4 protein-coding genes and 2 pseudogenes are annotated in these 12854 nt (G+C 66.2%); 3 read left to right on the top strand and 3 right to left on the bottom strand.

The features are described 5' to 3' along the window. The first annotated feature begins 110 nt into the window (after positions 1-110). From NLX86_RS32835 to NLX86_RS32830, 3 genes are all read left to right on the top strand, one after another. On the top strand, positions 111-2888 hold the full coding sequence (locus NLX86_RS32835; RefSeq protein ID WP_254375481.1) for a LamG domain-containing protein: 2778 nt from the start codon (positions 111-113) through the stop codon (positions 2886-2888). A 231-nt stretch (positions 2889-3119) separates the two neighbouring features. After that, positions 3120-4082, top strand: coding sequence for a hypothetical protein (locus NLX86_RS34905; RefSeq protein ID WP_308409671.1), 963 nt, complete (start codon positions 3120-3122; stop codon positions 4080-4082). Continuing rightward, complete coding sequence (locus tag NLX86_RS32830) at positions 3982-9576, top strand: RHS repeat-associated core domain-containing protein (RefSeq protein WP_308409670.1); 5595 nt, start codon at positions 3982-3984, stop codon at positions 9574-9576. The genes NLX86_RS34905 and NLX86_RS32830 overlap by 101 nt, the downstream gene beginning before the upstream one ends. A 647-nt stretch (positions 9577-10223) precedes the next feature. On the opposite strand, the pseudogene NLX86_RS32825 reads toward NLX86_RS32830, so the two are convergent. From NLX86_RS32825 to NLX86_RS32815, 3 genes and pseudogenes are all read right to left on the bottom strand, one after another. Beyond that, a pseudogene (locus tag NLX86_RS32825) lies at positions 10224-11288 on the bottom strand (transposase). Positions 11289-11722: 434 nt separating this feature from the next. Then, complete coding sequence (locus tag NLX86_RS32820) at positions 11723-12019, bottom strand: DUF397 domain-containing protein (RefSeq protein ID WP_254375480.1); 297 nt, start codon at positions 12017-12019, stop codon at positions 11723-11725. Further along, positions 12006-12829 (bottom strand): annotated as a pseudogene (locus tag NLX86_RS32815) (Scr1 family TA system antitoxin-like transcriptional regulator). The gene NLX86_RS32820 and the pseudogene NLX86_RS32815 overlap by 14 nt, the downstream one beginning before the upstream one ends. Positions 12830-12854: the final 25 nt, after the last annotated feature.

The following is a 12854-nucleotide window of genomic DNA, read 5'->3' as shown; positions in this document are numbered from 1 at the left end:
ATGTATCGAATGAACCTGGACGAAGCGGGGCACCGACGAAAGCCGCATATCGAAACGAAGCTACGTAAACGCCCTCTGAGACGGTGTATCCGGTGTTTATCGACCCTTCCGTGGGACTGACGGTCTCGGAGCGCACTGTCCTGTCGTCCGACGGCGATTCCTTCTGGCAGTTCGACGGTGACCACGGCGTCGGTAACTGCAGCGTGTCGGGGCCGTACTACTGCGGCAGCAACTATACCAACCGCATGTACTTCGAGTTCGCCCCGACGAAGCTGGCCGGCAAGTACGTGCTCGATGCCACCTTCCGGGCCAAGGAGACGTGGTCGTTCGACTGCCAGCCGCACATGCTGGACCTGGTACGCACCGACAACATCTCCGAGGGCACCAAGTGGCCCGGCCCGAAGCATCTGGATCTGATGGGTGATCGCAGCGTTTCGGCCGGCCGCGGCGACCTGTGCTCGCCGTCGCAGCCTGACTCGTGGATCGAGTTCAACGACAGTCCGTCCGAGTCGGACGAGAACCTGCGCGACACGGTGCGGTCTTTCGCGGACGGCAAATTCTCACGGCTCACGCTCATGCTGAAGGCGCACGACGAGGGTGATGCGGCGGCGTGGAAGCGGTTCGACGACAACGCTGAGCTGTCCGTCACCTACATGGTCCGACCTGGCCTGCCGTCCGCGGTGGGCATCGTGCCGGGCGACGGCAACACCGCCTTCTGCCCGGCGACGACGGTGTCGGATCCGCTGTTCGTCACGCGGACCGATCCGCTCGTGCGCGCGAAGGTGGAGACCCAGGTGCAGCCGACGAGCGCTGAGCACAAGGGCGCGCTGCAGGCGGAGTTCGTGGTACAGCGCCAGGAGCCGCCGGGCAGCAGCACATGGGTCGGCACGTGGAGCGGTGAGTCGCCCACCGTCGGCTGGGATCCGGACGGCACGCTGCAGGCGCTGCGCATCCCGCATCGCGCGGACGGGCTGGTGTACCGCTACCAGGCACGCACCCAGTCGCATGTGACCTTCAACGGCAACCCGTACGACCTGTACTCCGCCTACAAGGGCTCCGCGTCCTCGCCCTGGTGCTACTTCATGATCGACACTACGCGGCCGAAGGCCCCCCAGATCGTGCCCGGCGATCCGTACAAGGACTGCGCGGTCACGGCCTGTGGTGGTCCCGGTCTGTCCGGCAAGTTCACGTTCAAGCCGAACGCTGCTGACAGCGACATCATCGGCTACAAGTATGGCCTGATCAGCGGTTCGGCGGCCGACGTGAAGGAGGTGGACGGGTCAACGCCGCCACCGCAGACGGTGACGCCGGACATGGAGGGGGAGCAAACGCTGTGGGTTCAGGCCAGGGACGTGCGGGAGCGGTGGGGTGACCGGGCGGAGTTCAAGTTTAAAGTTGCACCGCCTGGCGGGGCAGAGGGCCGCTGGAACTTCAACGACTCCCCGCCCACCCAGTCGGGCCAGACGAAGGTCACCGTCGCCAAGGACAGCGCAACTGAAGGCACGCGGCACAATGCGACGCTGTTCAACGCCGGCTCTGAGTGGAATGAGTTGGCGCGCCGCGGGGCCAACGATTACTCGCTATGGCTCAATGACACCACTGATCCGGTCAAGCAGCAGGGGTACGCTGCCGCACCGGCGGCGGTGGACACCGGTAAGTCTTTCACCGCCTCCGCGTGGGTGTATCTGACCGATGCCACGGCGAACCGGGTGGCGCTTTCCGCCCCTGGTTCAAATGCTTCCGCGTTTACCCTGGGTTATTCGGCGTCGGACAAGAAGTGGGTCTTCAGCCGGGCGGACAGGGACGTCGCTGCCTCGGTGGTCATCCCGTCGAAGGCGGATACCGCTTCGCCGCCGCTGAAGGTGTGGACGCACCTGACCGGCGTGTTCGACACCGGGAGCGACACCAGCACGTCAGACGACACCATTCAGTTGTTCGTCAACGGCCGCCCGCAGGGCGCGCCGGTGGCGCTCGCCGCGGAGGCTTCCTCATATGAGCCGTGGCAGGCGGGCGGGGGGCTGCAGTTCGGCCGCTCGGTCAAGGCCGGAGCGGGCGGGGATTACTTCAAGGGCCGGCTGGACGAGGTCGCTCTGTGGGGCGAAGCGAGAAGCGAGAGTCTGATCCGGCTGGAGACCCAGGCCCTCGAGGGCGACCTCCCCCATCCTGAGTTGGTCGCCGCGTGGGATGCCACCGTCTCCACCGGCAGCACGATCAAGGAGATGTCCCCCTATCCGGTGGCGGGCATGACCTTGTCGGCGTCCGGTGCGACGCTGGATGGCGCCAGCAGCACCCTGATGCTGGACGGCACCACCGGGTACGCCAGGATGACCGGCCCTGTTGTGGATGAAACCGGCTCCTTCACCGTCACTGCGCGGGCACGGCTGGACAGCCTCAAGTGGGCGGACAAGCCGGTCGGCTACCAAGCGGTCATCGCCGCGCAGCGGGCTGGAACAGCTGGCGAGGCGTCGTGGGCGCTGTGGGCGGAGAAGCGCGGCAACGGCATCTACTGGTGCTTCGGCCGGACGGCAGTCCACTCCGCGGGCAACTTGACCAAGTCCCACGTGGAGGCCCAGGAGGCCGTGGCGGAGATGGACACCTCGGTGCAGGTCACGGGTGTCTTCGACGCGCACCAGCCCGATGAGGTCTCTGGGAGCTACGGCGTCAACCACCTCTACGTCGGTGATGCGGAGCAGCACGCCGGAGCGAACGCGGGCTTCGCCGCTGCCCAGCAAGGCAGTGGGGACCTGTCGGCGGGTCGGGGCACCACCGCAGGAGTGACCGGCAGCTACCTGCCAGGCGCCCTGGAGGAGATCAGGGTGTGGACCGGTGCGATGAGCGCCGACCAGGTCTACGAGAAGATCACCGCCCCGAGCGGCACGGGCAGCTGACGCACCGGTGGGGCGCGGTCGCCGAGCCACCGCACCCCACCGGTCTCTATCGGGCTTCGAAGCAACCACAACATCGGGCATGACTGCCCCGGCTGAGCTGGGGCGGTGCGCATACCTATGGCCACACACAGGCCGCAAGCGGGTGGGACGAGACAGATGAGCCATGTTCGACCAAGGACACAAGCGATCAGGCAGCGCAGAGGCAAGACAGGCGGCCGTTGGGGTAAGCAGTTGGCCGCCCTGCTCGGCCTGGCGATGCTGCCGGGTCTGCTGACCCCGATCGCCGTCGCCGCCGAAGCGGATCCGCTCGGCAAGCCCAAGCTGAAGGCACCCCAGGCGAACAAGGTCTCCCCGTTCACTGCGAAGGTGAACAAGAAGGCCGCGGCCGAGGTCGCCAAGGGTCAGCGGGCCGTCGAGGCCGACGCCCGCCGGGCCCGAGCCGATCAAGCTCGCACCGTCACCTGGCCCATGGCCGGCGCCGCCACTGTGCAGATACCCAATGGCGGTAGCGCCTCGGCCAAACCTGGCTCCCTGCCCCTGACGCTCGCCCAGCCCACACCGGTCAAGAAGGGCAAGCAGCCCAAGGCCGCGGCCGCGCTGAAACTCGCGGTTCTGGACCAGAAGCAGACCCGCCGCACCGGCATCGAAGGCGTCCTCCTGACCGCGACTGCCCCTAAGGAGGGCGGCGCGGCGCGGCTGGGCCTGGACTACTCTGCCTTCGCCGCCGCCTACGGCGGCGACTGGGCCGGACGCCTGCAGCTCGTCAAACTGCCCGCATGCGCGCTGACCACGCCGGAAAAGAAGCAGTGCCGCACCCGCACGCCCCTGCAGTTCACCAATGACCGCGCGGACGAACAGCTCACCGCGCCGCTGTCCTTCGCCGCCGCACCCCGCGGCGCGACTCAGGTCATGGCGGTGACCGCGGCCACCAAGTCCGGCGGCGGCGACTACAAGGCCACCCCCCCTGGCCGCATCCTCCGCCTGGGAGGCCGGCGGTTCCTCCGGCTCCTTCACCTGGTCCTATCCATTGCGGGTTCCGCCGTCCGCGGCCGGCCCCAAGCCGGACCTGTCCATCTCGTACGACTCCGGGTCAGTGGACGGCCGCACCGCCAACACCAACAACCAGGGCTCCGCGATCGGCGAGGGCTTCGACCTCACCTCCTCCTACATCGAGCGCAAGTACGGCTCCTGTGACGATGACGGCCAGACCGACAAGTTCGACCTGTGCTGGAAGTACGACAACGCCTCCCTGGTGCTCAACGGCAAGGCGTCCGAGCTTGTCAAGGACGACACCTCCGGCAAGTGGCGGCTGAAGAACGACGACGCCTCCACCGTCGAGCAGCTCACCGGCGCGGACAACGGTGACGACAACGGCGAGCACTGGCGGATCACCACGGGCGACGGAACCCAGTACACCTTCGGTCTGAACAAACTCAACGGGGCTCCGGCCGACCAGCGCACCAACTCGACCTGGACCGTGCCCGTGTTCGGCGACGACGCGGGCGAGCCCGGCTACGCCGATGGCACCTCGTTCTCCGGCCGGGACAAGAAGCAGGCCTGGCGGTGGAACCTCGACTACGTCGAGGACACCCACGACAACGCCTCCTCCTACTGGTACGCGGCCGAACTGAACCACTACGACACCCTCGGCGACGACACCACCGGCACCGCGTACACCCGCGGCGGCTACCTGAAGGAAATCCGCTACGGCCAGCGCGTCGGCGCCCTGTTCACCGCCACCCCGGCCGCCTCCAACAAGGTCGTCTTCAGCCACGCCGAACGCTGCATCGCCTCCGGTACGGGCTGCGACGCGCTGACCGAGGGCACCCGCGACAATTGGCCCGACGTCCCCTACGACGCTGTGTGCGCCAGCGGCGACAAGTGCACTGGCAATGTCGGCCCCACGTTCTTCACCCGCAAGCGTCTGACCGCCGTTACCACCTACTTCTGGGACGCCGCCGCAACCACCCCCGGCTACAGCGCGGTGGATGCGTGGGAGCTGACCCAGACCTACCTCGACCCGGGCGAAACCGGCGACTCCTCCGACCAGTCGCTGTGGCTGAAGGAGCTCAAGCACACCGGCAAGCGCGGCACCGACCTCGCCCTGGACCCGGTGAAGTTCACCCACGACTGGATGGACAACCGGGTCGACGGCCCCACGGACGACATCCTGCCGCTCGCCAAGCCGCGACTGAAGACGATCACGTCGGAGGCCGGGGCGCAGACCATCGTCACCTACACCGACCCCGAATGCCTGGCCGCGCAGGCCAAGCCCGCGGCCGATGCCAATACCAAGCGCTGCTACCCGGTGTACTGGTCGCCCAACGGCGGACCGGACCCGCAGCTGGACTGGTTCCAGAAGTACCCCGTCGCCGCAGTGTCGACGACCGACCCCACCGGCGGCGCCGAAGCAGTCGCCCACACCTACACCTATTCCGGTGCGGCCTGGCACTACAACGAGGACCCCTTCACCAAGGAGAAGGAGCGCACCTGGTCGGACTGGCGCGGCTACCGCCAGGTCACCCACCTGACCGGCAAGCCGACAGCGACGCAGTCCAAGACCGTCACCGTCTACCTGCAGGGCATGAACGGCGACCGCGTCCTTGGCGCGGATGGCAAACTCGACCCCGACAAGCGCAAGTCCGTCTCCGTCACCGGCATCAAGGCAGCGGCGATCACGGACACCGACCAGTACGCGGGCTTCACCCGCGAGCAGGCGACCTACAACGGCGCTGATGAAGTGTCCGGCACCGTCAACGATCCCTGGTCGCTGAAGACCGCCACCCAGCACAAGTCCTACGCCGACACCGAGGCGTACTTCATCCGCACCGCAGCCACCCACGCCCGCACCCGCATCACCTCCGGCACACCCACCGACCGGGTTCGCACCGTCGCGACCGCTTACGATTCCTACGGCATGGCCGAGACGGTGTCGGACAAGGGCGACAACGCCAAGGTCGGCGACGAGACCTGCAGTCGTACCTGGTACGCCCGCAACGACACCGTGGGCATCAACTCCCTCGTCTCCCGCACGCGCGTCACCTCGAACAACAAGACCGCCCCGGTCGTGGACCCGTGCACCATCACCGACGCGGATCTCGACCTGCCGGCCGACGCCTCCCGCGCCGGTGCGGTCATCTCCGACACGGCCGTTGCCTACGACACCACCGCCTGGTCCTCCACCCAGACCCCCACCAAGGGCCAGCCGCAGTGGACGGGCCGGGCCAAGGGATACACCACGGCCAACGCCCCCATCTGGGAGAAGACCGCCACCAGCACGTACGACACGCTGGGGCGTATCAAGACGGTCAGCGACCCCCTCGGCACCACCACCGCCACCACTACGTACACCCCCAGCGGCACGGGACCGCTGACCTCGGTCAGCGTGGCCGACGCCAAGCTCTACACGACCGTCACCGAAATCGATCCCGCCTTCGGGGCTTCCCTCAAGGTCACTGACCCGAACAACAGCATCACCGAGTCGACCTATGACAGCCTCGGCCGCGTCACCAGCACCTGGTTGCCCAACAGCGCACGGCTCGGCGGCAAGGCGGCCAACTACACCTACGTCTACAAGGTCAGTTCCACCGACCCGTCCTGGGTGGCCACCGGCACCATCAAGGGCGACGCCTCCGGCTACAACACCACCTACGAGTTCTTCGACGCCCAGCTCCGCCCCCGCCAGGTCCAGACGCCTTCCCCGGTCGGCGGCCGGCTCGTTTCTCAGACGCTGTATGACTCTCGCGGCCTCGCGGTGACCTCGCAGGCCGACATCTGGGACCACACATCGGCTCCGTCCGACACGATGGTGCAGGTCGACGGCGGCCAGCCGCCGATCCAGACCGACACCACCTACGACGGCGCCGGACGCCCCATCAAGCAGGCCACCAAGACCGGCAGCACCCCCCGCTGGACCGTCAACACCAGCTACACCGGCGACACGACCACCACCACCGCGCCCACTGGAGGCCAGGCCACCGCGATCGTCACCAATGCGCTGGGCCAGACCACCAAACGCCTGGAATACGGCAGCCCGCAGGTCAGCACCAACTACACCACCACCGACTTCACCTACACGCCGGCCGGCCAGCAGGACACCATCACCGGCCCCGACCAGGCCAAGTGGACCTACGCCTATGACCTGTTCGGCCGCCAGACATCGGCGATTGACCCGGACAAGGGCCCTTCCAGCACGAAGTACAACGAGCTCGACCAGATGATCAGCACCACCGACGCTCGGAACAAGACTCTGCTGACTGAGTACGACGTACTCGGCCGCAAGACCGGCATGTGGCAGACGTCGAAGACCGACGCCAACAAGCTCGCCGCCTGGGAGTTCGACACCCTCAAGAAGGGCCAGCAGGACACCGCCATCCGCTATGACGGCGGTGTCACCGGCAAGGCGTACACCGACAAGGTCACCGCCTATGACGCGATGTACCAGGTCACCGCCAATCAGCTGATCCTGCCCAGCACCGATCCGCTGGTCACCGCAGGTGTACCCGCCACGTTGTCCTTCACCACCGGCTACCGCCTCGACGGTGCCGTCAGCCAGCACCGCGAACCCGCCGTCGCGGGCCTCGCCACCGAAACGGTCTCCAACACCTACAACGCCACCGGCCAGCAGCTCACCGCCAAGGGCACTACCCCCTACCTGCAGGGCGCCGTCTACTCACCCCAGGGCGATCTGCGCCAGCTCACGCTCGCCACCAACCCCACCGCGGGCAAGAACGTCTACCTCACCAACGACTACGAGGAGGGCACCCGGCGTCTGACCAGCTCCAGGGTCACAGATGACGTCCACAACTACGCGGCACAGGAACTCAAGTTCACCCAGGATGACGCCGGCAACGTCACCTCCATCTTCGACGCCTCCACCCTGGGCGGCACCGGCAAGACCGACAACCAGTGCTTCACCTACGACGGCGAGCGCCGCCTCCTCGAAGCCTGGACCCCCAAGACCGCCGACTGCGCCGCCACCGGCCGCACCACCGCCAACCTCGACGGCGCCGCACCGTACTGGACCAGCTACACCTACAACACCGCCGGCCAGCGCAAGACCGAAACCGTGCACAAAGCCGCGGGCAACACCACCACCGACTACACCTACGGCACCCCCACCAACCAGCCCCATCCGCTGGCCAAGACCGTCGCCGGAACCACGACCAAGACCTACGGCTATGACAGTTCTGGCAACACCACCAGCCGCCCCGGAACCCAGGCCCAGCAGACCCTGACCTGGAACACCGAAGGCGAACTCGCCACCACCACCGAACCCGCGGCAGGCACCAAGCCTGCCCTCGGCACCAGCTACCTCTACGACGCGGCCGGTGAACTCCTCATCCGCCGCCCCACCACCACCGACGGCGACACCGTCCTCTACCTCGGCGCAACCGAAGTCCGGCTCACCACCAAGGGCACTACCAAGACGCTGTCCGGAAGCCGCTACTACACCGCCGCAGGCCAGTCCATCGCAGTCCGCACCGCCACCGCAGGCGTCACCGGCACCAAGCTCAACTTCCTCGCCGGCGACCACCACGGCACCTCCAGCCTCGCCATCGACAACGCCACCCTGGCCATCACCAAGCGCTACACCACCCCCTTCGGCGCCCCCCGCGGCACCCAGCCCACCACGTGGCCTGACGACAAGGCGTTCCTCGGCAAACCCGCCGACACAACCACCGGCCTGACCCACATCGGCGCCCGCGAATACGACCCGGCCGTCGGTCAGTTCATCAGCGTCGATCCCCTCCTCCTTCTCGACCAGCACCAGGCACTCAACGGATACAGCTACGCAAATCAACACCCCAGCACGGCATCCGACCCGACTGGTCTCGCGCCGGTATGCGGCTACTCCCTTGGCGGGCGCTTTTGCGGCGGCGGAGGAGGGAGCGGGAGCGGAGGAGGAGTGGTGACCTGCAGCGGCAGCAGCTGCTCCGATGACTGGGTCTCTACAGATGCGAACGTCAGCGGTGGTGGGGGAGGCACTGCCCCCACCAGCAGCTCGGGCACGGTCTTTGTTGTCACATTTTTCGATGAGCCGCAGAAATACCGATACGAAGCGCCAAATGGTGTCTGTATCTTTGCAATGGCAAGTGGATGCGAACGGGTCTCCCATGAATCAAATGGCGCCGAAATAGCTGACCTCCCTTGCCTCAAGGGAGATCCTGCGTGGGTGTGCTCGGCCCGCAATGAAATGTATAAATTCGGCATGCTGTCTGGAATGACCGGCGGCTCAGTCGGGTTCTTCGGACTGAGGTCTGGCACTCGCTGGAATCAAGCGGTTCGACTCCCCGAAGGGCTCACGCGGGAACAGTTCTCGGGTGTGGCTGCTGCCGTGCGTGGGGGTCTAAAAATTGATGCTAATGTAGCCGTTCAAGGCAGTCGAGTTACCGGGAATGTCACCGGCGGATCGGATATCGATATCGCCGTACGGGTGTCTCCTGAGATATTTCATGAATTGATTGGGAAACGCTGGTCAAATCCAAGACCTGGGAGCTCTAACGCCCGCACTATGGAGCACGCAATCAAGACCGGTAAGATAACCGCTGGAGATGCTCGCCCGAAACTCGGTGGCATGCGAGATGAAATTTCTAGAGTCTTGGGGAATACTGTGGATCACGTCGATGTCTCTATAATCAAGATTGGAGGGCAGTTCGATAATGGGCCATTCATCGACATCGACTGACGACCCCGGATCGTATCGAGACTGTGCGATCTATGTCGAGGTCAAGCAACCGGAAGCCGTGCTCGGATTCCTCCTCGCGTCACTCCCCGGAAGCATTCCTATCTTCTCTGGTCTGAAATCCGACGACGTGTTGATTCGAGTGGCAAATAACGACTACTCGGTGGACTCTGCTCCTTCGGCTGACGATTTTGTGCAGTGGCCTGTGGTGTTGGAATGTGAGGCAGGCGACGATGTTGGCATTCAATCGTTCGTGGATTTCATTCGATCCGTACTGGAATGTTTGTGGAATTCTGGGCGACGGGCAGTCGCTGCATGCGAATTTGAAGACGAACTGCCATGGGGTGGCGGGATTCTTCGTCTAGGAGATAGCTGAAGATGTGGATCTGGCTCCGGCTCGGAAGCGCCGGAGCCAGTGCTTCGACGTATAGAGACGCCCAGTCTGTGTGTTACCACCGTGTGCCTCTCGCTCATCGGCGCCTCGATTCGTCAGTGGTGATCGCTGTTTGTTGAGGTGATCGGTTCGCCCCGTTTGTTCCCGTGGGTGCCGGGTGGGGTCTTCGCGTGTCGCTGCGGCTGCGCCGGATTCCACGGTTCCGGGGTAGCGCGGGTGTCCTCCGTTCTGGTCTTCGTCGGGGCGGGGCTGGCTGTCAGGTGACGGCGGCGAGGTCGGTGATGCGGGTCCAGGCGGTGGTGAACGCGTCGGCCCAGGGCCAGGTGCGCTCGATCCATAGCCATCGGCGGCGGGCGTGGGCCGCGAGTCGGGCGGGCAGGTGGTAGATCCTGAACCGCATGGTCTCGGGTTCGGCGTCGGCCAGGCCGTCCTGATCGTGCAGGGTCAGGAGGCGGAGCCAGGCGTCGAGGTCGCAGGCGAGGTTCGCGGTCAGCATCCACGCGCGGTTGATCGTGAAGGACTTCGAGGGCAGGTTGTGCAGGCCCATCGCCTTGTTCGTCCGCACGTGGTCCTCCACCACGGCGTGCTTGCGGTGGACGGCATCGAGCCATTGCGCCTGGTGGGACCCTCGAACGCGGGTCATCTTGGTGATGTTGGTGGCGGTGATCGAGTACTTCCAGCCGGTCTTCTTCTCGAAGTCGGTCATGTCGCGCATCTGCCGGCCGGACGGCTTGACCCGGCGGACGATCAGCCGCATCCCTTTAATCCAGTCTAGCCGGGTGTTCAGGCCGGTCAACTCCGCCACGAAGTAGCCCTCTTGGAGGGTCCCGTCCTATTTCAGCGCGGTCTCCCATGCACCTTCGGGGAGTTTCGCGATGGCCTTCTCGTCGGCGTCGGTGATGGTCCAGCCGGTGGTGAAGCGGACGGTGCGGCGCCGGGTGTTGAGCGCGAGGAGGTGTTCGTGCAGGCCATGGGTGGCTCCCGCCCCGTCGACCCGAACCAGGATCTTGGCGGTGGACGCCCCGGGCGTCTGGGCCAGGGCATCGGTGAGCACGGTGAGGTGGTCGGCCACCGTGTTGGAGCCCGCGTTTCCCGGCCGCAGCAGTATCGCCAGGCACTCGCCGGTGTTCGCGCACCAGGCCGCGAGTGGGTGGAAACCGAAGGTCTTCTTCCAGGTCGGGGCCGCCTGCTCCTTCGTGGTGCAGGTGCTTGCCCGCGATGGACAGCCAGGGGAAACCGCCGGGCCGCAGATGCAGCAGCGACCACACCTGCCGCCGCACCCTCGCCCGCACCCGGGCGAGCGCGGCCAGCGCCTCCTCATCCAGCGCGGCGAGCGCGCGGCGGGTGGTGGAGTCGGATACCGCTCGCCCGAACAACCCGTGGTAGTGGGCTTGGAGGGCCTCAGCCTCCGACAGGCTCCTCGCGCCCAGCGCAATCGCGACCGCCAGCTGGACCAGCACCGCACCGCGTTCCCGCCAGCTGTGACCGCCTGTGCCGGGCAGCACCCCTGCCAGGGCGGCCGTCAGCCCCGTACGGTCGGCCAGCCGACGCAGCAGCACCGCCCCCGCATACCCGATCAACCCCTTCCCGTCAGCCACCACGGACAGCCGACGGTCCCACCCTGTAGGCTCGCTCACCAGATTGGTGCCCTGACTTCTGTAGCGGATACGACGTAGACACTCGCATCCGCGCAGGTCAGCGGCACCTTTCTGCTATCAGGGCGTTAGATCGCCCAATTCCGCTGAATACCCAGGGCTAAGCGTGGAGAGCGCCGGACTTCACGGCGGTGACGAAGGACGTCCACGCGGTGGGGGTGAAGACGACGGCGGGGCCGTGGGGGTTCTTGCTGTCGCGGACGGGGACGCAGGTGGTGCAGGCGTCGTTCACTTCTAGGCAGTCGCCGCTGGTGCCGCCGCTGTGGGTGGACTTGCGCCAGGAGGTGTAGGCGTCGCTGACTTCCAGGCACTCGCCGCTGTCACCGCCGCTGTAGCTGGACTTGCGCCACATGGACAGGGCCGAGGCGTTCGGGATGACGTGCTTACTGCTGTGCATGCTCGTATTCCTCTGCGATGGACCTGATCAGAGCCAGGGACTTGCGGTGTGACAGTGCGTCCCCCAGAGCGTGATCGTAGACGGCTTGGCACGCGCGCACCACGGACGGAACTTCCAGCACTTTGCCCGTCTTCAAGCCCTCCACGTATGCGACGGGCGGCAGATCGTCGAACCACATCAGCGAGACGAAGCCCTCCAGAAGCGCGTGGAGGCCCACGTCGAAGGGGAGGACATGCACGCGCATGCGGCGGCTCTCTCCCAAGTCCACGATGTGACTGAGCTGTTCGCACATGGTGGCTGGACCGCCGACGGGGCGCCGCAGTACCGCCTCGTCGAACAGCGACCAGAGCACCGGCGACTCGAAGTCGTCGAGAATGTGGGCTCGTTCAAGGCGTGTGACAAGGAGCCTGTCACGTTCGTCGTCGGTCTTGGGTGGGAAGCCTGACTGGAGCACTTCCCGTGCGTACGCCTCCGTCTGCAGAACGCCCGGTACCAGCTTGGGGGCGTACACCCTGATCACTCTCGCCTGCCGCTCCAACTCCAGTGCTTCGGCGAAGTGTTCGGCAACCTTGCCCTCGCCCAGCGTCGGCAGAAGTTCTCGAAGAACCCGCCCGTCCCCAGCACCCGGTCCAGCCGGCGCGCGTCCTCCACGTCCGGTCTGCGGCGGCCCGCCTCGATGTGGGCGATGTGCGTGCGCGACATGACCGCGCGCTGGCTCAGTTCCTCCTGTGTGAGCGCGGCGGCCTCGCGGCGGCGCTTCAGTTCCTCGCCGTATTTCGTACGGGATTCCGGGTTGTCCTCGATCGCCATGGCAACTCCCTGGTGTGCCACATGC

The sequence above is a fragment of the Streptomyces sp. A3M-1-3 genome (assembly GCF_024213665.1).
GTDB lineage: Bacteria > Actinomycetota > Actinomycetes > Streptomycetales > Streptomycetaceae > Streptomyces.
The sequence above is the reverse complement of the archived record's forward strand: the minus strand, read 5'-3'. Positions and strand labels throughout refer to the sequence as shown.